We start from the raw sequence: 22,384 nt of genomic DNA, 5'->3' as shown, positions 1-22,384 counted from the left end.
GGCAGCGGTCAGGCCCGGAAGTCTTCCCGCACAACACCGGTCACAAAGGCGTCCCATTCGCCCGGAGCGAATGCCAACACCGGACCGCGCCCATGGTCCTTGGTGTCCCGGACCGCGACATTCCCGTCACCCAGAAATGCGACTTCCACACAGTTTCCGTCGGGACCGCTGTGAGTGCTCTTGCGCCATACGGCACCGGTCAATTCCACCTTCACGGCACGAGCTCCTTTTCAGCGTCGAGAACTAGACTCCTGGTATGATTTCGGATCCGACATCATTGGAACTGAGCACCGGGGATCCGGACCGAGCAAGGATCCCGGCGATGCGGCAGCCGAAGTGCCAGCCGCATCGGCTGTTTCGACCGCGCACACCGCATCGGTGCACCCTCGAGGGGCTTGCCCCCGGTCCAGGAGACTAGCAGCTCCCGCTACCACACGGCATCGTGTTTTCGATTTCAATTACCTGCACTCGCGCGCGTGTCGTACCGAACAAGTTGCCAAACCGTAGCCTGGAATGCGATGCGAGAATGGAACCATGACCGACCGAGACCGCGACGAGACCGGTCGCGCCCGAAATGCCCGGCCCCGTGACCGTTTCGGGCGGCCGCTGCCCCCGGGCAGCCCGGGAGTTACGCGCATTCCGGACGATCTGGACCTGACACCAACGGAGACATTGGATTTCGCGCAACGGCTGCTGGACGACGGCCTGCCCTTCTACGCCCACGAGGTACTCGAAGCCGCCTGGAAGAACGGGCCGTTCGAGGAACGCAACCTGTGGCAGGGCCTGGCCCAGCTGGCGGTCGGACTGACCCACATTCAGCGCGGTAACCCGAAAGGCGCGCGCACCCTCCTGCGGCGGGCCGCCGAGCGGCTGAATGCGGCCGGACCCGAACTGCACTCGGTCGATACGGCCGGTTTGACCGAACATGCCGAAGCGCTATCAGCCGAGCTGGCAGCCGGACAGCAGATTTCGGCGGACCGGCTGCGGATCCGGTTGCGCGCCTGATCCGACCCACCGCAGGACGCGCCCAACATCGACGACGCGGTGCCGTACTGCATTCGTGACCTTCGGTTCCCACAGTGGCCACGAACACCGGAATCTTTGCACCACAACATCTCTACCAGCGAGAATCGGACGATTCGGACGTGTGGCGGCGATGCGCGGACCACATATCACCCCGGGAAGGGCGATGGCGCGGTGGTGCAATCCTGTGGAAATCCGTAACGTAACCGAAGGTCCGAAATCACAACCATTAAAGGACGATTACATGACCAGCGGTGGGTACGACCCCAACCAGTATCCGCAGGGCGGGCAGCCGTACGGGCAGCCGTACCCCCAAGGCGGACAGCAGCAGCCCGGCTACGGCCAGCAAGGCGGCTACGGACAGCAGCAGCCGGGCTACGGCCAGCAGCAAGGCGGCTACGGCCAGCAGGGCAGCTACGGCCAGGACCCGAACTTCGGCCAGCAGCAGGGCGGCGGCTACGGCCAGCAGCCCGGGTACGGCCAGCAGGGCGGCTACGGCGCCCCGCAGGACCAGTACGGCCAGCAGGGTGGCTACGGCCAGCAGCAGGGTGGTTACGGCCAGCAGCCGGGATACGGCCAGCAGCCCGGCTACGACCAGGGGCAGGGCTACCCGGCCTTCCCCGGCCAGAACGTTCCCGCCGGATCCGTTCCGGGTGATCTGGGCATGCGGTTCCTGGCGCGCCTCATCGACGGCGTCCTGTTCGGCATCGTGTCCTTCGTCATCTCCACGGTGCTCGGCGGCGGATTCGTCGGCGGCATCGTCGGTGGCTTCGTCTCCGCCGCCGCCATGCTCGGATACTTCGTCTACATGGAGACCTCGCAGGGTGGCACCTTCGGCAAGAAGTGGCTCGGCATGCGGGTCATCGGCCCCGGCGGCGCGGCGCTCACCCCCGAGCAGTCGCTCAAGCGCAACCTGTTCATCGCGGCGCAGGCCATCTACTGCCTCGGTAGCCTCGTGGCCGTCGGCCTGATGATCTACATCGCCGTCACCATCGAGCAGGACCCGAACAAGCAGGGCTGGCACGACAAGTTCGCCGGCGGGACCCAGGTCCTCAAGGGCTGAATCGTCCGAACGGACAACAGCTGTCGCGGGCCGAGCCCGCATACGCGAAGGGACGCGTCCGGAATCCGGGCGCGTCCCTTCGTCGTCCGGGATCAGTAACCGTTGGAACTCGTGTCGTTGGAGATCACCAAGATGTTGATCCCGAACCACAGCACCATGACCACCGACCAGGCGATACCCACCCATACGGCCGCCAGGGCGAGACCGCGGCCGTTGTCACCCCGATCCTTGATCTGGCTCAGCGCGACCAGCCCGAGAATGATGCCCAGCGGCGGACAGCAGGCCAGCGACAAGATCAGCGCGGCGATCGCGAGGCCGTTGGTCTTCGGCTGCTGGCCCGCATAGCCATAGGGCTGGTACGCAGCGGGATTCGGATAAGCGTACCCCGGTTGCGGGTACGCCTGCTGCGGATAGGCCGGCTGGGCCGGTGCCACAGGCTGCGGGGGCGGCGTCATGTCCTGCACCGGGTACTGCGGCGTCGACCCGTACGGCGACTGCGGCGGAAGCGGTTGCGGCGGTGGGGTCACCGGCACCGACGGCGGCGGCGCGGGCTGCGCCTGGAACTGCGGCGCCGAACTGTACTGCGTCGGCTCGGCGGGGGCATCGTTGGGCGTACCGTCGCTGCCGTACTGCTTCCACCACTCGTCGGAAGCGCCGGGATTCGTCATGGCCCCAGCCTATTCCACGGTGACCCGCCCGGGCATCCCGTATAACCCGCCGGAACCCGGCCCGGCCCAAGCGAACCGGGCCGGGCGCGGGTCAGTCGAGCGCCGCCGCGAACTGCACGCTGTACAGGTTGTGGTACGCGCCACGGGCCGCCAGCAGCGACTCGTGTGTCCCCTGCTCCACGATCCGGCCGGCCTCCATGACCACGATCAGGTCGGCGTCGCGAATCGTCGAGAGCCGGTGCGCGATCACGAAACTGGTCCGGTCCCGGCGCAATTCGGCCATGGCCTGCTGCACCAGCAGTTCGGTCCGGGTGTCGACCGAACTGGTCGCCTCGTCCAGGATCAGGATCGACGGCTTGGCCAGGAACGCGCGCGCGATCGTGACCAGCTGCTTCTCCCCCGCGCTGACGCCCGAACCCTCCTCGTCGAGGACGGTGTCGTAGCCGTTGGGCAGCGCGTGCACGAACCGGTCCACGTACGCGGCCTTGGCCGCCGCGATGATCTCGTCCTCGGTGGCGGTCAGGTCACCGTAGGCGATGTTCTCGCGGATCGTGCCGCCGAACAGCCAGGTGTCCTGCAGCACCATGCCCATCCGGCTGCGCAGCCGGTCGCGCGGCACCGTGGTGATGTCCACCCCGTCGACGGTGATCGCACCGGAATCGACCTCGTAGAACCGCATCAGCAGATTGACCAGAGTCGTCTTGCCGGCGCCGGTCGGGCCGACGATGGCGACCACATGGCCGGGCTGCGCGACCAGCGACAGATTGTCGATGATCGGGATCTCCGGGTCGTAGCCGAACCGCACCCGGTCGAACACGACCCGGCCACCCTGCAGCGGATTCGCGTCCGGCACAGCGGGATCCGGCACTTGCTCGGGAGCGTCGAGCACCTGGTTGATCCGTTCCGAGGACGCCAGACCGGACTGCAACAGGTTGATCATGGTGGCGATCTGGGTGATCGGCTGGCTGAACTGCCGCGAGTACTGCGTGAACGCCTGCACCTCACCGAGCGAGATCTGACCGGACGCGACCCGCAGGCCACCGATCACCGCGACGATCACGTAGTTGATGTTCCCGATGAACATCACCGCGGGCTGGATCAGGCCGGAGATGAACGAGGCCTTGAAGCCCGCGTTGTAGAGACCGTTGTTGCGCCGGTCGAATTCGCGGCCGACCTCGGTGACCCGGCCGAACGCGGTCACCACCTCGTGACCGGTGATCGCCTCCTCGACCTGCGCGTTCACCAGACCGGTGGAGGTCCACTGCTCCAGGAAGTACGGCTTGGACCGCTTCGCGATCTGCGACGTCACCACGATCACCGCGGGCACGCTGACCAGCGCGATCAGCGCCAGCATCCACGAAATGTAGAACATCATGCCCAGGATGCCGACCACGGTCAGCACCGAGGTGAGCAGCTGGCTGATGGTCTGGTTCATGCTCTGCGCGACGTTGTCGACGTCGTTGGTCACGCGGGAGAGCAGGTCACCGCGCGGGGTGGAGTCGAAGTAGCTCAGCGGCAGCCGGTGCAGCTTCTCCTCCAGCTCGGCCCGCATCCGCTTGACGGCACGGTTGAGCGCGATGTTGAGCAGCCAAGACTGCGCCCACGCGAAGAACGCCGCGGTGAGATACAGCGCCATCACCAGCAGCAGGATCCGCCCGACCACGCCGAAGTCGATTCCCTTGCCGGGCACCATGTCCATGGCCGACAGCATGTCGGCGAGTGTGTTGTTGCCCCCGGCGCGCAGCTTGTCGACGACCTCCTGCTTGGTCTGTCCGGGCGTAAACTGCATGCCCAGCACACCCTCGAAGATGTGGTTCGTGGCGTGGCCCATGATGATCGGGCCCAGCACGTTGAGCACCACGGATCCGGCGGCCAGGAACAGCACGACCATGAGCAGGTAGCGCTCGGGTCCGAGCCGGCCGACCAGGCGGCGCAGCGAGGACTTGAAGTCTTCGGGTTTCTGTGCGGGCGGACCGGCCGGCACGGCGTTCTCGGCCATTACCGGGCCTCCTGCTCAGAGAATTGCGACTCCACGATCTCGCGGTATTCGCGACTGTCGCGGAGCAGTTCGTCGTGGGTGCCCAGGCCGACCATGCGGCCGTCGTCGAGCACCACGATCTGGTCGGCGTCGCGGACCGTCGAGATCCGCTGGGCCACGGTGACGACGGTGGCGTCGGTGGTGATCGCGCGCAGGTTTTCCCGGACCCGGGCGTCGGTGGCCACGTCGAGCGCGGAGAAACAGTCGTCGAACAGGTAGACGCGCGGGCGCTTCACCAGCACGCGCGCGATCGACAACCGCTGCCGCTGACCGCCGGAGACGGTGGTGCCACCCTGCGCGACCGGGGTGTCGAGCCCGGCGGGCATCTGCCGGACGAAGTCGGCGGCCTCCGCGAGTTCGAGTGCCTCCCACAGTTGCTCGTCGGTGGCGTCCGGGTTGCCGTAGCGCAGGTTGGTGGCGATGGTGCCGGAGAAGAGGTAGGCCTTCTGCGGCACCAGGCCGACCTGGTTGCGCAGCAGGTCGAGGTCCACCTCGCGGGCGTCGCGGCCTCCGAGGTAGATCGCGCCGTCGGTGACGTCGATGAGCCGGGGGATCAGGTTGATCAGGGTCGTCTTGCCGGCACCGGTGGACCCCACGATCGCCGTGGTGCGGCCCGGTTCGGCCCGGAACCGGATGCCTTGCAGCACAGCCTGTTCCGCGCCCGGATAGCGGAATTCGGCGCCGACCACGTCGACCACCCCGGGGTCGCCGGCGAACGGCCGCGGCTGGTCGGGTGCCCGCACCGAGGACTCGGTCTCCAGCACGGCACCGATCCGGTCGGCGGACACCGACGCGCGCGGCGCCAGGATCGCCAGGAAGGAGGCCATCATGACCGCCATCAGGATCTGCATGATGTAGGCCATCATGGCGCCGAGGGCACCGATCTTCATGTGGCCGTCGTTGATCTGGTGACCGCCGACCCACAGCACCGCGGTGGCGGTCATGTTCGCGATCAGCATGATCGTCGGCAGCATGAGCGCCATCAGACGGCCGACCTTCAGTGCCGTCTCGACCAGCTGCTCGTTGGCGATCCCGAACCGCCGGACCTCGTGCCGCTCCCGCACGAACGCCCGCACGACCCGGATACCGGTGATCTGCTCGCGCAGCACCCGGTTGACCGCGTCGATCCGCGTCTGCATCACCCGGAAGGTGGGCAGCATGCGGGAGATGATGATCCCCATGGTCAGCGCCAGGGCCGGGACCGCGATCAGCAGCAGCCAGGACAGCCCGAGCGCCTCCCGCATGGCCATCACGATGCCGCCGATACACATGACCGGCGCCATGACCAGCATCGATACGCTCATCACGACCAGCATCTGAATCTGCTGCACGTCGTTGGTGGTGCGGGTGATCAGCGAGGGGGCGCCGAAGACGCCGACCTCGCGCGCGGAGAAGGTACCGATGCGGTGGATCAGCGCGGAACGCATATCGCGGCCCGCGCCCATCGCGGCCTGTGAACCCAGGTACACCGAGTAGACCGACATGAGGATCTGCACCGCGGAGATGAGCGCCATGCCGAGGCCCATGCCCCAGATGTAGCTGATGTCGCCGACGCTGACGCCGTTGTCGATGATCTGGGCGTTGAGGCTGGGGAGATACAGGTTGGCGGTGACCGACATCAGCTGAAGCACAACTACGCCGACCAACTGCGGGCGGTAGGGCGCGAGATAAATGCGGAGCAGTCTGATCAACATGGTTTTCGCAGACTACAGGCTGCCCGCACCCGTCGCAGGAGCGTTACCGATCGGTACCGGACGCCGGGTCCACGCGCCGGGATCGCTGGTCAGGTCGGCCACGAAGGCGGGCAGGTCACCGGCCGCGACCTGTGCGATCGAAACCTGTTCCAGGACCGCGCGCAAGTTCACCCGCAGCGCGATCCACACCTCGCGCAGGGCCACCGCCGAGCCGGTATAGACGACGTCCTCGGGGCGCTGTCCGCGCACCGAGGCCAGCGGCCCCTCGACGGCTCGGATGACATCGGCGACGCTGATCTCGGTGGCGGGCCGGCTGAGCCGGTAGCCGCCGTCGGGGCCGCGGCGGCTGACTACGAGTCCGGCGCGGCGCAGTTCGGCGGCGACGGTCTCGAGCACCTTCGCGGGAATGTCCTGGGCGGCGGAGATGGCCTCGGCCTTCACCGCGATGTCGGTGCGGCCCGGTGCGAGTTGCGCGGTCGCGATCTCCAGCAGGACGCGGACCGCGTAGTCGCCCTTGGGAGTGATGTTCACGAGTTTCCTTCGAGGACGCCGAGCGCGGACTGGAGCAGGACGGTCTCGATCATCCCGTCGTCCGCGGCCGGCAGCAGCGGCCGGGTCCACAGGACGGTGCCGATGACCTCGACGGCGGCGGTCGCGCGCAGGATGCGGACGTCTGTGGGGTCCGGCCCGGCGAGCCAGCCGCACATCCGCCGGTGGAATTCCATCTTGCCGGGGTAGCGGTCGCCGACGGCGTTGACGATGGCGACGGTGTCGCGGACCAGAAGTTCACCGGTGCGCCGGTGACGCATGAGGGCGGCGAGCTGGTGGCCCAGGACCCGCCGGATGGACTCCGGGGTCCACGGCAACCGTTCAGCTTCGGCGACCACGGCGGCCAGATCGTCGAACATCGGCTCCACCACCGCCAGCAGCAGATCGAGCTTCGAGGCGTAGTGGTAGTAGAGCGACGCTTTTGTGATTCCCACCGCATCCGCGACCTCGCGCAGGCTCGTCTGCTCGAATCCTTTTTCGGCGAACAGCCGGATGGCTTCGTCCCGAATCGCATCCTTGGTCCCTCTACCTGCGGAAACAGGTTCGCTCGACGCGCGGGCGCTCATTCGCCGATCCTCCTCACTGCCATATCGGGCGTTCCGGGCGACCGAAAGGCGAGGTTGTACCTCCACTTTCGCGTCGGTAGTCTACCTACCGCACGGTAGGCGGGACGGACATGGAGGCGGCACACGGGAAAGTGGCCGCAGGAGCGTCCCGCTGCCGCACTCCGGTACCTCCGCACAGCTAACCGCAGGAGCAACTCCTCATGTCCGTCTACCTCTACCGGTGGGGCAAGTTCGCCTTCCGCCGAAAATGGCTCGTCTTGCCGGCTTGGATCGCCATCCTCATCATGCTCGCCGGCATCGGATTCGGCGTACACAAGCCGTTCCAGGACAAGTTCAGCGCACCGAACCTACCGTCCCAGCAGGCCACCGACATTCTCGACAAGCACTTTCCGGGCATGTCGGCCGGGTTCAGCCAGGACGCCATCACCGGCACCTACGTGATCGCGGCACCGGACGGGCAGAAGCTCACCGACCCCAAGAACGCCGACGCGCTCACCGAATTCGTGCACACCCTGTCGGCGCTGAACATCGTCAAGCCGTCGTCCGTGCAGGATCCGCTCGCGGCCACTCGCGACATCGGCTCGAAGCAGAACCCGCCGATCGACTGCCTCGACAACGACCCCAGCACCCCCGGCTTCGCCGGCCTCTGCAGTGGTGCGCCGGTCAACGTGATGGGCGGTGACAACGCCAAGACCGTCGCGGTGGTGAACGCGCAGTTCAACATCGAGAAGTTCTCCGACATCACCGACGCCGACCGCAAGGCCGCGAACGCCGTGGCCGACGACGCCCGCAAGGCCGGCCTCGACGTCGAGCTGACCGGCGTGATCGCGCAGAACCAGCCGCAGGACAACTCGACCATGATCGGCATCGTGATCGCGCTGATCGTCATGGCCATCGCGTTCGGCGCGCTGATCGCGGCGTTCACTCCGATCCTGACCGCCATCTTCGGGCTCGGCTCGGCGACCGCGGTGATCTCCGGACTCACCTCGGTGACCTCGGTCCCCACCTTCACCCCGGTGCTGGCCACGATGATCGGCCTCGCGCTGTCCATCGACTACGCCCTGTTCATCGTGTCCCGCTACAAGCACGAACTGACGGTGCAGGATTCGCCGGAGGAGGCGGCCGGTGTCGCCATCGGTACCGCCGGTTCCGCGGTGGTGTTCGCCGGTCTGACGGTCATCATCGCGCTGGCCGGGCTGAGCACCGTCGGCGTCAGCTTCCTCACCTTCATGGGCATCGGTGGCGCGCTCGCCGCGTTCTTCGCGGTCAGCGTCGCGGTCACGCTGCTGCCGGCGTTCATGGGCGCCTTCGGCCGCTTCCTGTTCAAGCCGAAGCTGCCGCTGGTGGCCAAGCACGACCCGGAGGACCCGAACTCCAAGACCGTCGGTCTGCGGATCGCGCGGGGTATCGCCAAGGCGCCGGCGGTCACGCTGGCCCTGGCCGTGGTGATCCTCGGTCTGCTGGCCCTGCCCGCGACCGGGATGCAGCTGGGTCTGCCCGGCGGTGACAGCTCGCCGGCCGGAAGTTCGGCACGCAAGGCCTACGACCTGCAGACGAAGGGCTTCGGCGAGGGTTCCAACGGCAAGCTGCTGGTCGCGGTCGACCTGGCGAACGTGGCTCCCGAGCAGCGGGACCAGGCCGTGAACGAGCTGCGCGACAAGCTCGCCGGCTACCCGGGCATGGCGTACCTGACCAACACCGGCAAGAGCAAGGACGGCGAGGGCGCGATGTTCTCCGGCGTCCCGAAGTCGGGCCCGAACAACCAGGCGACCACCGACCTGGTGATCAACGGCCGCGCCGCCGAAGCGGACTTCAAGGCCAAGTACGGCATGGAGTACGGCATCACCGGCTCGACCGCCATGCAGGCCGACTTCAACGAGCTGCTGCTCAGCAAGGTCGCGCCCTACCTGGCGATCGTGGCGGGTGCCGCGTTCGTGCTGCTGATGCTGGTGTTCCGGTCGATCCTGGTGCCGCTGACCGCGGCCCTGGGCTTCCTGTTGTCGATGGCCGCGACCTTCGGCGCGACCGTGCTGATCTTCCAGCAGGACAAGCTGGGCCTGATCGGTTCGGCGCACCCGATCATCAGCTTCCTGCCGATCATGTTGATCGGCTTGGTGTTCGGGCTCGCCATGGACTACCAGGTCTTCCTGGTCACCCGCATGCGTGAGGAGTACGTGCACGGCAAGTCGCCGAAGGAGGCGATGATCACCGGTTACCAGCACGGTGCCCGCGTCGTCACCTCGGCGGCGATCATCATGATGGCGGTGTTCGCCAGCTTCATCCTGAGCCCCGACGTCACCTCGAAGTCCATGGGCTTCGCGTTGACCGCCGGTGTGTTCTTCGACGCGTTCATCGTCCGCATGATCGTCATCCCGTCGCTGCTGGCCCTGATGGGCAAGTGGGCGTGGTGGCTGCCGGCGTGGCTGGACCGGATCCTGCCGAACATCGACGTCGAGGGCGCCAAGCTCACGGCGCTGCGGCCGCAGGACGACCCGGACTCCGACACGGTGAAGCAGCCGGTCACGGTCTGATCCGTCGAGGCTCGAACGCCGCCCCCGCATCCGAATTCCGGATGCGGGGGCGGTGTCGTTTCCGGCGTTCTCGCAGGCAGTGGTGCTTGAACTCGACAGGCTCAGCCACCAGACTCGCAGGTGCGCATTTTTCGCTTTCGCACCGATCTTCCGTATCCTGCTCGGCCCGCTGCTCGAATCCGCTACCGCGAGGAGAGTTCCGTGTCCGTCTTTCTGTACCTGTGGGGGAAGTTCGCGTTCCGCCGCAAATGGTTCGTCATCCCCGCGTGGATCGTGCTGCTCGTGGTCCTCGCCGGTGTCGGCGCCGCCGTCTCGAAGCCGTTCCAGGACAAGTTCACCGCCCCGGACCTGCCGTCGCAGCGGGCCACCGAGATTCTGGATCGGCATTTCCCGGGCATGTCGGCCGCCTTCAACGGCGCGGCCATCACCGGCACCTACGTGATCGGGGCACCGGCCGGCCAGAAGCTGACCGACCCGGCGAACGCCGCCGCGCTGGAAGGGCTCGTGCAGCGGCTGGGCGCGCTGCCGATCATCGACAAGAACCACCCGGTGATCGACCCGATCCAGCAGACCAAGCAGGTCGGGGCGCCGGCCGGAATCGATTGCCTGAACGGCAATCCGGCGAGCAACCCGCAGTTCGCGGCGGTGTGCAGCGCGGCACCGCTGAACGTGCTGAGCAAGGACGATCCGAAGTCGGTGGCCAAGCTGGACGCGATCTTCGCGATCAAAGCGTTCTCCGACATCACCGCCGACGACCGCAAGGCCGCCGACGACGCGGCCGAGCCGGCCCGCGCGGCCGGGCTCGAGGTCGATCTGACCGGCATGATCGCCCAGCAGGCGCAGAACAGCAATTCCGCGGAGATCGTAGGTGTGGCGGTCGCGCTGGTGGTGATGGCCATCGCGTTCGGGGCGATCGTGGCGGCGTTCGTGCCGATCCTCACCGCGATCGTCGGTGTGGGTGCGGCGGCCTCGGTCGTGCTGATCGGCACCTCGCATTTCACGATGCCGACCTTCACCCCGGTGCTGGGTTCGATGATCGGCTTGGCGCTGTCCATCGACTACGCGCTGTTCGTGGTGTCCCGTTACAAACACGAACTGACAGTTCAAGATTCGCCGGAAGAGGCGGCGGGGATCGCGACCGGAACCGCCGGTTCGGCGGTGGTGTTCGCCGGGTTGACCGTCATCATCGCCCTGGCCGGGCTGAGCATCGTCGGGGTCAGCTTCCTGACCTACATGGGTGTCGGCGGTGCGATCGCGGCCCTGTTCGCGGTGCTGGTGGCGATCGGGCTGCTGCCGGCGCTGATGGGCGCGTTCGGCCGCTTCCTGTTCCGGCCGAAGCTGCCCGGGATCGCGAAATACGATCCGGAGGACGACAATTCGGTGACGCTCGGCATGCGGATCGCGCGCGTGATCGGCAAGTGGCCGTGGCTCACCCTCGGCCTGTCGGTCGTGATTCTGGCCCTGCTGGCGCTACCGGCCACCCAGATGCAGCTGGGTGTGCCCGGCGGCGACAGCGCCCAGCCCGGCACTTCGGTGCGCAAGGCCTACGACCTGCAGACCAAGGGTTTCGGGGAGGGCGCCAACGGCACCCTGCTGGTGGCGGTCGACCTGTCGAAGGTGCCGCAGAACCAGCGCGCGCAAGCGCTCGACGAATTGCGCACGAAGCTGGCCGGCTACAGCGGGATGGACTATCTCACCGCGGCCGTCCCCAGCCCGGACGGGCAGGCGGCCATGTTCACCGGCGTGCCGAAGTCGGGGCCGAACAACCAGGAGACCACCGACCTGGTGCGTAACGGCCGCGCCGAGGAGAACGACCTGCGCGCGAAATACGGTATGGAATACGGGATCACGGGTCAGACCGCCATCTCGGTCGACTTCGATCAGCTGCTGCTGAGCAAGATCGCGCCGTATCTGGCGATCGTGGCGGGTGCCGCGTTCCTGCTGTTGATCGCGGTGTTCCGGTCGATCCTGGTGCCGCTCACCGGCGCGCTCGGCTTCCTGCTGTCGATGGCGGCCACCTTCGGCGCCACCGTGGCGGTGTTCCAGCAGGACAAGCTCGGGATCGCCGACGGCGGGCACCCGATCATCAGCTTCCTGCCGATCATGTTGATCGGCTTGGTGTTCGGGCTCGCCATGGACTACCAGGTGTTCCTGGTGACCCGGATGCGCGAGGAGTACGTGCACGGGCAGGAGCCGATCCCGGCCATGGAACGCGGCTACCACCACGGCGCCCGCGTCGTGACGGCGGCGGCGATCATCATGATCTCGGTGTTCGGCGGCTTCATGCTCAGCCCCGACGTGACCTCGAAGTCGATGGGTTTCGCGCTGGCGGCGGGTGTGTTCTTCGACGCCTTCCTGGTCCGGATGGTGGTCGTCCCCTCGCTGCTGGCGCTGATGGGCCGGGCGGCGTGGTGGATACCGAAGTGGTTGAGCCGCATCGTTCCCGACATCGACGTGGAGGGGGCGCGGTTGCGCGAGCTCCAGCAGCCGGGGCGGCACGCCCAGCCCGTGGGCTGAAACAGATTGCACCACAGAACGATCCGGCCCCCTGCCGGTGCAGGGGGCCGGATCGTTTCGTTCGGGTCAGGCGAGGATGATCTCGAGCGTCTCCTGGTCACCGTCGGGGATCCGGACCCGTAGCGGGCCGGTGCTCACCAGCTCGACGGTGAAGATGCCCTCGGGTACCCGGCCGCCGGGGGTGGCCTTGTCTATCGCGATGGGCAGCTCGGAAGCCAGGATGGCGCTGGTCAGCATGCCCTTCTTCGATTTGCGTTTGCCGGTGCCGGGCGAGAGCTGCCCGGTGCCCTCGCCGCGCTGAGTCGCGGCCCGCTGCCCGGCGGCCGACCGGCCACCGTTGCCGATCATCAGCATGCTCTCCGATTCCCGCCGGAACCGTTGCAGCAGAATGTCTACCGATTCCTTACCGCGCCCGGTGGCGGCGTTGAGCTTCGCCGCGTTGACGGCCTCGTTCGAACCGTCCCGGATCCACGACCGCAATTGTGGTAGCCGCAGCCTGATCGGTTCCGCGGCGTTCTCGAGCCGACGGCGCATGTCCTGCTGCTCGTCGGCGCTCATATCGAGGACATCGAGATCCATCTTCTTCGCCATCTGTTCTCGCTCCTGTTCGTCAGTGGTTCATCGAACTCACGGTCAAACGCGGCGGCACAGCGGTCGTGTCGCTGGCGTGCGAACACACCATGCAGGCGTGCGAGCACACCGGAATCCATTCTCCCCGACTACAGACTTATCGGTCGTATTCGACTCGCCGTAGCCGGATCTCGGTCAGTCGAGGTGACGCAGCCCGGGCCAGAGCTCAGCCCAGGTGCCGCGCGGGCGTTCGCACAGATAGATCGCGGCGTGGGCGGCGGTTTCCTCGTCGGTCACGCCGTCACCCGCGGTGATCGGGGCGAGTTCGCTCACCTGCGACCAGAAGCGTTGCAGGAGGGGCGGTTTCCATTCGCCGACGCAGAGCACGGTATCGGGTGTGCCGGGCGGCGGGCCCCACAGCAGGTAGTTGTTGTGCGCACTGTAGACGGGGCGGTGCAGGCCGTGGGACGGGCCGAAGGTCGTGAGCGCGCCGGCCTCGCCGTAGTTGCTGGTGAAGATCGGGACGTCCGGGGGCAGCGGCGCCGCGGCGGCCGCGACCTGATCGACGAAGTCCGGCCAGCCGTAGGTCTCCACCACCTGCGGGTCGATCGGGCGCAGCGCCGCGGCGGTGTGCGGCGGCAACACAGGCAGGCCGATCAGGACGGCGACCAGCCCGGATAGGCCGACGGCCAGCGGCCAGCCGACGCGGCCGCGTGCGGTCGCCGCCTGTTCGACCGCCACCGCACCGGATGCGAACAGGGCGAACAACACCGGCAGCGCGTAGTAGGACTTGCCACCCCCGGCGGTGCACAGGGCGACAGCGGTGACGACCGTCGCGAGTACCCAGCGGTGTCCGGTCGTCGCGCCCAGGCGCCGCACGCCCGCGATCCACAACGCCACCAAGGGCGGTCCGGCCAGCAGGAACAGCAGGATCGGCAGGTGTGCTGCGGCGCCGAGGAATCCGCCCTGATTGCGGGAAAGAGTTTCGGCCATACGCAGATTCGCCCACTGGTGGCGGGCGTCCCACACCAGGTTCGGGACCGCGAACAGCACGGTGACACCGGCGGCGAGCCACGGTCCGGGTGTGCGTAAGGCGCTGCGCCGGAACAGCATCAGCCCGACCGCGATGCCCAGGATCAGGACCGCGACGGTGTCCTTGATCTCCAGACCGATCCCGGCGGCCACCCCGGCCGGCAACCACGCCCGGACCGTACCCAGCCGCAGTGCCCGCACGACCAGCACCAGCACCACCGCCCACACCAGCTGGTCCAGCACCGTGGTACCGAACAGCAGCGACGAGGCGACGAAACCCGGTGCGGCCGCGACAGATCCGGCCGCGATCAGCTGCGCCCGCCGCCGGCCCCCGAACTCCGCGGCCAGTGCCGCGGTCAGCAGTACACAACCGAGCTGGGCCGCGACGGCCGCCGCGCGCAGCGGAAACAGCCCGCCGGGCATGGCCGCAAGCAGCCGGGCGAGCAGCGGCGCCAGCGGCGGCTGATCGACATAACCCCAGTCGGGATGCCGGCCGCAGATCACGTAGTAGAACTCGTCGCGATGCCACCCGTATCGGGTCGCCACCGCCAGGTGGATCCCGGCGGCGACCGCCGCGACCGTGAGCACCGGCCACCAGGCGACCGGTGTGCGGATCGACGCTGCCGCCGGGACTCGGTCCGCGGTGTCCGGCTCGCTGCTCTCCACCACGCTCACCCAGCTCCTCGACACGACATCGGAACGAGATCCAGCATGCCGCAACCAGTTACAGCTGCACAGGCTTCGGGTACGTCGCGCGGCGAGCGGGACGCGGCTACGTGTACCGGTAGAAGCCCTCACCGCTGGCGAGCCCGAGTTTGCCCTGGTCGAGGTAGTTCTCCTTGATCCAGGCCGCGAGCCGCTGCTCCGCCGGACCACCGTGGCTGAGGATGTTGTACGGCGTGGCCAAGCCGATCGTGTCGAGGATCTGGAACGGGCCCACCGGTGCCCCGGTGCCGATCCGCCACGTGTTGTCCACGGTCTCCGGGTCGGCGAAGCCACCCTCCGCCAGCACCATCGCGGCATTGAGCAGCGGCACCAGCAGCGAGTTCAACACATACCCGGACTTCTCCTTGTGCAGCTCGATCGGCACCATCCCGATCCGGACCGCGAACTCGACCGCGGTGCGATACACCTGCGGATCGGTCGCGGGTGTACCCATGACCTCCAGAATGTTGTGCCGCCAGATCCGGTTCGCGAAATGCAGCGCCAGGAACCGGTCCGGGCGGCCGGTGGAGTCGGCGATCGCGCTCGGCAGCAGGGTCGAGGAGTTGGTGGCGAAAATCGTGTGAGCGGGCGCGAATTCGCCGATCCGCCGATACACGTCCTGCTTGACGGCCAGCACCTCCGGCACCGCCTCGATCACCAGATCGGCCGCACGAACCGCCTCTTCCAGATCACAGCTGAGTGCGATTGCGGCAGCGGCCTTTTCGGCCTTCCCATCCGCGGCCTCGGGCACCTCGGCGCAGTAGGCCTTCGTGAGACCCGCGAACCGATCCGCCGCGGCCTTCAGCGCGTCCTCGTCGAGATCGTAAGCGGTGACATCGAATCCGCTGAACGCGGTGTGGAACGCGATCTGCGATCCGAGTACTCCGGTGCCGAGCACCGTTACCTTCTGGATGGTCACTCGTCTCCTCGGTGTCGGCCGGGTCAGCGATTCGAGTCCCCAGTATGGACGGCGATCCGGTCTCCCCGCATCCGCAAGTCATGGCCGGAGGCGGCTTCGGCCGCGCGCCGAGTGTCGACTTCGAGCCCCCTGATGTCCCCGAGCGTGATGTCGACAGGTAGGTGGGTGGCACCGGCCGCCCGACACTGCTATACATGCATTTGCACATATTGAAAGGCCGGATCCACCTGGATTCGCGGAGCACATGCCGAGATGCATGGCTGATATCACATATATCCGGAGGTCATATGCGAGCGTGGCAGCGCATGAGCGCCACCCTGGTCGTCGTCGCGGCGGCATCGTCCCCGGCGCTCGCCGCGGCGACCCCCGACGATGCGACGCCGCCCGACACGCTCGCCGCATGCCCGGCCGGCACCGTCGGGGTGCCGGTGCTGCTGATCCACGGCACCAATGCCGACGTCGAGCGGAGTCTGGGACCCACCCGGCAGGCACTGGCCGACGACGGGCGGTGCGTGTACGGCCCGGACTTCGATTCGACCCGCCCGCTGTCGGAATCGGTGGACTACTTCGCGGCGGTGGTCGAACACATCCGCGCGGTGAACGGCGTGGATGTCATCGATGTGGTCGGGAAGTCACAGGGCGGACTGATCGCCCGGGCGGTCAGCCTGAAATTCGCCGGGCAGCAATCGAATCCGATCCGCAATCTGGTCACTGTCAGCGGTCCGCACCAGGGCGTAACCGAATTCGCCGGCAGCACGAACCTGAACCCGGTCGCACTACTGGTGCCCGGCCTGCCTGCCGCCGCCCACGACATGCTCGCCGGCTCGGAGTTCCTCACCGAACTCGACGCCGATGGCATGACCGCACCGGGCGTGCGGTACACGCTGATCGGTACGCGCACGGACCGGATCGTGACCCCGTACACCAGTTCCTTCATCGACGCCCCGAACACCACCGACATCCTGATCCAGGACGGCTGCCCGGAGGATCTCGCCGGCCATCTCGCCGAATCCGCCGACCCCCGCACCATCGATCTGACCCTGAATGCCCTGGACCCCGTCCGGCACCACACCGTCCGCTGTGTCGCGAACGACGACCAGAGATAGCCCGGAGACCATGACCGACAACATCTTCGACGTCCCGTCACTGTCCCGCCGCGCTTTCGGGCTCGGTGCGCTGGGCGGTGCGGCCCTGTTCGCCGGCTCCCGCCCTTTGCCCGCGTCCGCCACACCCCTGACGACGCATCGACTGACCACCGTAGGTCCCGAGAAGCCAGTCGACCGAGACGGTCTCGGCGTCAACGGTGCTCGGATCATTTCTGCCGAAAATGCGCGGCAATGGCACGATCCCGCGTTCGCCGATGCCCTCGCCGCCGTCGGTCCCGGGCTACTGCGGGTCCAGGGCGGTACAACCTCGCAGTGGCTGGACTGGCGGACCGGCCTTTTCACAGAGGGCGACGGTGGCGGCTTCGCGGGCCGCAACGACGGCCGGCCGCCGATCCTGCTCGGCGACTGGGCGGAACTAGCCCGAAAGACCGGGGCGACACCGATTTTCGACCTGAACGTGCTGAATTCCACCGTCGACGACCAGCTCGATATGCTGCGTGCGGCGCAGCGGCTGGGCATGCCGGTGCGATACGTGGAGCTGGGCAACGAACTCTGGGTGCCCATGTCGCCCTATAGCTCCGCCTTCCCGACCGGCGCGGACTACGGCCGGGCCGTGAACGACTGGATCGCGGCAATCCGGCAGGAGTTTCCCCAGGCGCGCATCGCGGTCGCGGCGGCCGTCGCGGGGCCGTCGATGTCGCTGCTCGGCCCGCGCTACGCCGACTGGAACGCGGGACTGTACGCGACCGTGCGCGACGCCGATGCCGTTGTCTTCCACCCCTATTGGATAGTCGACCCGATCGCCGCCGACCTGTCCTCGACCGCCGCCGGCGGCGTTGCCGCCTGGAACGACCTGGCACAACACTCGATCGCGGATGTGCCTGCGGAACTGGATGTCTGGATCACCGAATACAACCAGATGGGCAAGGAGGCGACCGCTCCGCTGGACCGCCTGCCCGCGCCGCCGCAGACCTGGGCTGTCGGCCTGAGCGTCGCGGCGTTCACCCTGCGCGCGCTGGCCGAACCTCGGCTGCGCCTGGCGGTGCTGCACTGCGCGCTCAACGGCGTGCCCGCCGACGACACCGGCGGTGGCGGAACCACCAATCAGGCTCTGCACGCGCTGATCTCGGACGGCTCCGGCGGCTCGGAACTCTTCGGGCGCACCGCACTGAACTGGGCGCTGACCCCTGTCTACCATGCCGTCTCCGACGGCTGCCGCGTCCGCCCGCTGCGGCTGGATCCCGCTCCGCGTATCCCCGCGGCGCTGATCGTCCCCGCCGAAGCCGGTCTCGTCGACGCCTTCACGGGCGTCGAGCTGTCTACCGCGGACGGCACCGGCGCAATCCTGGTCAACACCTCGGATCGCTCGCTGCGCGTCGACCTGCCATCGCATCTGGCCGGCTCGGCCACCGTCTACACCGCGGCACCCACCGTTACGCCCGCCTTCGTGGTAGGCGACACGGTAACCGAAACGCGGACAACAGTTTCCGGCACCATCGACCTACCGCCGTATTCGGAGACGGTGCTGGGAACGCCCTGACCGGCCGCGGCGCACCGCTCGTTCAGTCGGCCTGGTTCTCGAAGTCCGCGAGCGTGACTTCGAGCCAGCCGATATAGGCGGCCGTCGAGGCCCGGCCCTGCTCGTGCCCGGCCTGCAATACCCGTGCGGCCCACCGTGGATCGATCTCGTCGACGGGCGCGAGCGCGTCGACCAGCTCACCGATCCTGGTCGGCGTGCGTACCTGGTTGCGGCGATAGTCGAGCTCGATCCGCAGGGTTTCGATGGCGATATCGCGGCCGAGCATCCCGCCCAACAGGAACCGCACCATGAAATCGGGGTCCATCGGGCGGGGCGCGGGTTCGTAGGGAGTGCGCGCCCACTCCAGCAGCGTGCGCCGGCCCGATGCGGTGAGGGTGTAGACCTTGGCATCGGGCTTGCCCTCGCGGGGATCGACTTGGAATTCGACCAGTTCCCGCTCGCAGAGTTTCGCCAGCGTCCGGTACACCTGCGGCAGGGTCACCCGGTACCCGATGAATCGGCCCGGCCCGTCCATCCACTTGCCCAGGTCGTAGCCGGACAGTGGGCGCAGCGCCAGCAGGCCGAGGATCACGGTGTCGAGCATCCCCCCAGCATATGTGCGTGCGCAGATATTCTATGCGGCGCCCGGCCGGCGACAGCTACGCCGAGCTCTGCGGTCCGAGCCCGAAGGTCGCGTCGTCGGGGCTGATCTGCAAGCCGCCCAACAGCATTCGCAACAATTCGGCGGTGACCTCGTCGATCGTGGCGTCGACCCAGCCGACCGCCCAGTCGTGCATCAGCCCGTTGATCGACCCCACGAGCGCCGCGGCGGTGAGCCGGAAGTCGCGCGGCTCGATGTCGCCGCGAGCGGCGCCGTCCGCCAACAGGTCCCCGATCAGGGTGATCCACCGCGCCCGGCGTTCCAGCCGCTGCTGATCCAATCGTGGACTGACACCGACGATTTCGACGAAGCTGATCCGGGTGTGCCGCGGATCCCGGGTGACCGCGTCGATATAGGTACGGAACAGTCCCATCGCCCGTTCCAGCGGCGGCCGGTCGTCCACCTGCGGCACGACCTCGACCACATGCTGCTCGACCAGATCGTTGACATAGAGGTGCAGATCGGCCAGCAGATCCTCGAGTGTGTCGTACTCCTCGTAGAACTGCCGCGTAGACAGTCCCGCCTGCTTGCACACATCCACCAGCCGGCTGTTCCGATACCCGGGCCCGGCCCCGAACAGATCCAGCCCGGCCTCCCGCAACCGAGACCGCCGCTCAGCATGCCGCTCGGACGCACTCCGCCCACCGTAACGACCTGTCGCAGAAGCGATCCTGGCCACTCGCACCCCTTCCCCGGACTGCCCACGACACCAGGCACACCACACGGCGCGAACACCACTGCACCACGCACTGAATTCTATGCCCGCACGGACGTCCCAGCGCGCCGGGCAATCAACCCACACCCAGGCTCCCGGACAGAACGCCGACTGCGCACCGATCGAAAACGTACGCCACAGTGCGGACTCGAAAAGCAAAGCCCCGCACCTGCCGGAACAGGTGCGGGGCTTGCTTGGCGGTGGCGGAGGGATTTGAACCCTCGGTGGGGGGATACCCCACACACGCTTTCGAGGCGTGCTCCTTAGGCCGCTCGGACACGCCACCGCAGGTGACTTTACCGGATCGGTGCCCGGATTCCGAAATCGGCTGTTCGGGCCGGTCAGGAGGGGCGCTGGGTGCGGAAGAAGGTGTCGAGGGCGGCAGCGCACTCGGATTCCAGGACGCCGCCGCGGACCTGGGGGCGGTGGTTGAGGCGGCGGTCGCGAACCACGTCCCAGAGGGAGCCGACGGCGCCGGTCTTGGGCTCCCAGGCGCCGAAGACGACGCGGCCGACGCGGGCCAGGACCGCGGCGCCCGCGCACATCGTGCACGGCTCCAGGGTGACGGCGAGGGTCGCGCCTTCCAACCGCCAGCCGTCGCCGTGGACGCGGGCGGCGGCGCGCAGGGCGAGCACCTCGGCGTGGGCGGTCGGGTCACCGGTCGCCTCACGGGCGTTGGCGGCGCGGGCCAGTTCCCGGCCGCTGGAATCGAAGACGACGGCGCCGACCGGCACGTCGCGCGGGTCGGCGGCGGCCGCGGCGGCGAGCGCCACCCGGATCAGTTCCTCGTCGCCGCGCGCAGTGCCCCAGCCCGGAACCGCGGTCCGGCCGCTCGACGGCGGGGGTGCGGTGTCGGCACTTCGCGCGACAGCGGCCGAGTTCGGCGACGCGGCGGGCTCGTGCCCGGCCGGGCGGCTGTCCCGACCCGGCAACTCCGGATCAGGCGCGGTGCTCACTTGGGCAGCTTGTCCAGCGCCGCCGAGAGTTCGTCGGCGAAACCGAGCCGCTGCGCGATCATGGTCAGCTGCTCGTCCGGATACAGGTCGGCGTCGGCGACGATGACACCGAGCACCGGCTCGGGCAGCCCGAGGTCGGCCAGGACACCGAGGTCGCCTTCCTCCCAGGGCTCGATGTCGTCGAGCTCGTCCGGGTCGATGTCGGGGATCTCGATGTTCAGCACCTCGAGAACGTCGGCCGCGATGTCGTACACGACGGCGGCGGTCGCGTCCGACAGCAGCAGCCGGCTACCGGTCGGGCCGGGCCGCAGCACGATGAAGAATTCGTCGTCGATGTCGAGCAGGCCGAAGGCGGCACCGGTGCTGCGCAGCGCCCGCAGCTCGTCCTCGGCGGCAGAAAGGCTGGTCAGGGCGGCGGCGCTCAGCGGACTGACCCGCCACTTGTTCTCTTCGCGGACAACCGCGACCGCGAACCCATCGACGTCCTCGTACTCCCGCGACGCCGCACCGTCCGTGCGCTCTGCTGCCATGGTCGCAACGGTAGTCCGCCGAGCGCCCATTGATGAAGTCGTATGCGAATCTGGTCCGATGACGGGTGAGCGAGGCAACGGTGTCTGCGTGCTGGGTACCGGCCTGATCGGCGGGTCGGTGATCCGGGCCGCAACCTCGGCGGGATACGACGTGTGGGGCTACAACCGGTCACCCGCCGGCGCGCACGCGGCACGCGCCGACGGTTTCGATGTGACCGACGACATCGCGGCGGCCCTCGGCCGCGCCGCCGACCGCCGCGCCCTGGTCGTGATCGGGGTGCCGCTGCCCGCGCTGCATCCGATCCTGACTGCCGTGCAGAAGTACGCCCCCGAGTGCGACCTCACCGACGTGATCAGTGTCAAGGGCCCGGTGCTGGACGCGGTCCGGGCCCACGGGCTCGCCGCCCGCTTCGTCGGCGGCCACCCGATGGCCGGCACGTCCGAATCCGGCTGGTCCGCGGCCACCGGCGATCTGTTCCGGCACGCGGTGTGGGCGATCGGCGTCGACCCCGGCACCCGCCCGCAAACCTGGACGCGGGTGGCCGAACTCGCCCTGGACTGCGGATCGGTGCTGGCCCCGGTCGTAGCGGCCGAACACGACGCCGCGGTCGCGCGCATCTCGCATCTGCCGCATGTGCTGGCCGAGGCGCTGGCCGTCGCCGGCGCGGCGGGCGGCGACCTCGCGCTGGGTCTGGCCGCGGGATCGTTCCGCGACGGCACCCGGGTTGCCGCCACCGCACCGGACCTGGTCCGCGCGATCTGCGAACCCAACGCCGCCGCCCTGCTCGACGCCCTCGACGACACGCTGCGCCTGCTCGCCGACGCCCGCGACCATCTCGCTGCCGACGGCACCCTCGGCCCGCTGATCGATACCGGCCACCGCATGCGCGACCGCTACGAGACCCTGGAACGCCCGGAGATCACCGACATCGTGCCCGGCGATCCGGACTGGCTGGAACGCCTGCGCGCGGCCGGCCAGACCGGCGCGGTCCTGCGCAAACTCCCGTAGCTGGGCAGGGCAT

20 protein-coding genes and 1 tRNA gene are annotated in these 22,384 nt (G+C 68.2%); 7 read left to right on the top strand and 14 right to left on the bottom strand.

Annotated elements, in window-relative coordinates; translation table 11 throughout:
• Window positions 1-8 precede the first annotated feature (8 nt).
• Window positions 9-215: a DUF397 domain-containing protein gene (locus EBN03_RS07760; protein ID WP_122187209.1), complete on the bottom strand. Its 207-nt coding sequence runs from the start codon at window positions 213-215 to the stop codon at window positions 9-11.
• A 319-nt stretch (window positions 216-534) separates the two neighbouring features.
• On the opposite strand from EBN03_RS07760, the gene EBN03_RS07755 reads away from it, so the two are divergent.
• Both EBN03_RS07755 and EBN03_RS07750 read left to right on the top strand, forming a co-directional pair.
• Window positions 535-1,005 carry a DUF309 domain-containing protein gene (locus EBN03_RS07755; RefSeq protein WP_122187379.1) on the top strand — a complete coding sequence of 157 codons (471 nt, stop codon included), beginning with the start codon at window positions 535-537 and terminating at the stop codon, window positions 1,003-1,005.
• Window positions 1,006-1,267: 262 nt separating this feature from the next.
• Window positions 1,268-2,086, top strand: a complete 819-nt coding sequence (locus EBN03_RS07750; RefSeq protein WP_122187208.1) for an RDD family protein — start codon at window positions 1,268-1,270, stop codon at window positions 2,084-2,086.
• 92 nt (window positions 2,087-2,178) lie between these two features.
• On the opposite strand, the gene EBN03_RS07745 is transcribed toward EBN03_RS07750, so the two are convergent.
• The 5 genes from EBN03_RS07745 to EBN03_RS07725 form a co-directional block, all read right to left on the bottom strand.
• Window positions 2,179-2,754 (bottom strand): DUF4190 domain-containing protein, encoded by a 576-nt coding sequence (locus EBN03_RS07745; RefSeq protein ID WP_122187207.1) that lies wholly within the window; start codon window positions 2,752-2,754, stop codon window positions 2,179-2,181.
• Between the two features lie 91 nt (window positions 2,755-2,845).
• Window positions 2,846-4,753, bottom strand: a complete 1,908-nt coding sequence (locus EBN03_RS07740; RefSeq protein ID WP_122187206.1) for an ABC transporter ATP-binding protein — start codon at window positions 4,751-4,753, stop codon at window positions 2,846-2,848.
• The gene (locus EBN03_RS07735; RefSeq protein ID WP_122187205.1) at window positions 4,753-6,486 is read right to left on the bottom strand and encodes an ABC transporter ATP-binding protein; all 1,734 of its coding nucleotides are present in this window, start codon (window positions 6,484-6,486) and stop codon (window positions 4,753-4,755) included. Before EBN03_RS07735 ends, EBN03_RS07740 begins: the two co-directional genes overlap by 1 nt.
• 12 nt (window positions 6,487-6,498) lie before the next feature.
• Complete coding sequence (locus EBN03_RS07730; protein WP_122187204.1) at window positions 6,499-7,017, bottom strand: RrF2 family transcriptional regulator; 519 nt, start codon at window positions 7,015-7,017, stop codon at window positions 6,499-6,501.
• Complete coding sequence (locus tag EBN03_RS07725; protein WP_122187203.1) at window positions 7,014-7,601, bottom strand: TetR/AcrR family transcriptional regulator; 588 nt, start codon at window positions 7,599-7,601, stop codon at window positions 7,014-7,016. Before EBN03_RS07725 ends, EBN03_RS07730 begins: the two co-directional genes overlap by 4 nt.
• A gap of 200 nt (window positions 7,602-7,801) precedes the next feature.
• On the opposite strand from EBN03_RS07725, the gene EBN03_RS07720 reads away from it, so the two are divergent.
• Together EBN03_RS07720 and EBN03_RS07715 are read left to right on the top strand one after the other, a co-directional pair.
• Window positions 7,802-10,132, top strand: coding sequence for an MMPL family transporter (locus EBN03_RS07720; RefSeq protein WP_122187202.1), 2,331 nt, complete (start codon window positions 7,802-7,804; stop codon window positions 10,130-10,132).
• A gap of 201 nt (window positions 10,133-10,333) precedes the next feature.
• Window positions 10,334-12,649, top strand: coding sequence for an MMPL family transporter (locus EBN03_RS07715; RefSeq protein ID WP_122187201.1), 2,316 nt, complete (start codon window positions 10,334-10,336; stop codon window positions 12,647-12,649).
• A gap of 66 nt (window positions 12,650-12,715) precedes the next feature.
• Here the strand turns inward: EBN03_RS07715 and EBN03_RS07710 are convergent, their stop codons facing one another.
• The 3 genes from EBN03_RS07710 to EBN03_RS07700 form a co-directional block, all read right to left on the bottom strand.
• On the bottom strand, window positions 12,716-13,240 hold the full coding sequence (locus tag EBN03_RS07710; RefSeq protein ID WP_122187200.1) for a hypothetical protein: 525 nt from the start codon (window positions 13,238-13,240) through the stop codon (window positions 12,716-12,718).
• 174 nt (window positions 13,241-13,414) lie between these two features.
• A complete protein-coding gene (locus tag EBN03_RS07705) occupies window positions 13,415-14,926 on the bottom strand; it encodes a glycosyltransferase family 39 protein (RefSeq protein WP_233608230.1) in 1,512 nt (503 codons plus the stop codon).
• 97 nt (window positions 14,927-15,023) lie between these two features.
• The gene (locus EBN03_RS07700) at window positions 15,024-15,875 is read right to left on the bottom strand and encodes a 3-hydroxyacyl-CoA dehydrogenase (RefSeq protein WP_122187199.1); all 852 of its coding nucleotides are present in this window, start codon (window positions 15,873-15,875) and stop codon (window positions 15,024-15,026) included.
• A 305-nt stretch (window positions 15,876-16,180) separates the two neighbouring features.
• Here EBN03_RS07700 and EBN03_RS07695 point away from each other — a divergent pair, with 305 nt between their 5' ends.
• Complete coding sequence (locus tag EBN03_RS07695) at window positions 16,181-16,981, top strand: alpha/beta fold hydrolase (RefSeq protein WP_158675557.1); 801 nt, start codon at window positions 16,181-16,183, stop codon at window positions 16,979-16,981.
• Between the two features lie 10 nt (window positions 16,982-16,991).
• Entirely contained in the window at window positions 16,992-18,521 is a 1,530-nt protein-coding gene (locus EBN03_RS07690) for a hypothetical protein (RefSeq protein ID WP_122187197.1), read from the top strand.
• 22 nt (window positions 18,522-18,543) lie between these two features.
• Here the strand turns inward: EBN03_RS07690 and EBN03_RS07685 are convergent, their stop codons facing one another.
• The 5 genes from EBN03_RS07685 to EBN03_RS07665 form a co-directional block, all read right to left on the bottom strand.
• The gene (locus EBN03_RS07685) at window positions 18,544-19,104 is read right to left on the bottom strand and encodes a PadR family transcriptional regulator (RefSeq protein WP_122187196.1); all 561 of its coding nucleotides are present in this window, start codon (window positions 19,102-19,104) and stop codon (window positions 18,544-18,546) included.
• A 55-nt stretch (window positions 19,105-19,159) separates the two neighbouring features.
• The gene (locus tag EBN03_RS07680) at window positions 19,160-19,702 is read right to left on the bottom strand and encodes a TetR/AcrR family transcriptional regulator (protein ID WP_199742656.1); all 543 of its coding nucleotides are present in this window, start codon (window positions 19,700-19,702) and stop codon (window positions 19,160-19,162) included.
• A gap of 369 nt (window positions 19,703-20,071) precedes the next feature.
• Window positions 20,072-20,162, bottom strand: a tRNA-Ser gene (locus EBN03_RS07675).
• A 55-nt stretch (window positions 20,163-20,217) separates the two neighbouring features.
• Entirely contained in the window at window positions 20,218-20,658 is a 441-nt protein-coding gene (locus tag EBN03_RS07670) for a nucleoside deaminase (protein ID WP_122187377.1), read from the bottom strand.
• A gap of 170 nt (window positions 20,659-20,828) precedes the next feature.
• Complete coding sequence (locus tag EBN03_RS07665; RefSeq protein WP_122187194.1) at window positions 20,829-21,362, bottom strand: tRNA adenosine deaminase-associated protein; 534 nt, start codon at window positions 21,360-21,362, stop codon at window positions 20,829-20,831.
• 58 nt (window positions 21,363-21,420) lie between these two features.
• On the opposite strand from EBN03_RS07665, the gene EBN03_RS07660 reads away from it, so the two are divergent.
• A complete protein-coding gene (locus tag EBN03_RS07660) occupies window positions 21,421-22,371 on the top strand; it encodes a prephenate dehydrogenase (RefSeq protein ID WP_122187193.1) in 951 nt (316 codons plus the stop codon).
• The last annotated feature ends 13 nt before the right edge of the window (window positions 22,372-22,384 follow it).

This window comes from Nocardia stercoris (assembly GCF_003696265.1).
GTDB classification, from domain to species: Bacteria; Actinomycetota; Actinomycetes; order Mycobacteriales; family Mycobacteriaceae; genus Nocardia; species Nocardia stercoris.
The sequence above is the reverse complement of the archived record's forward strand: the minus strand, read 5'-3'. Positions and strand labels throughout refer to the sequence as shown.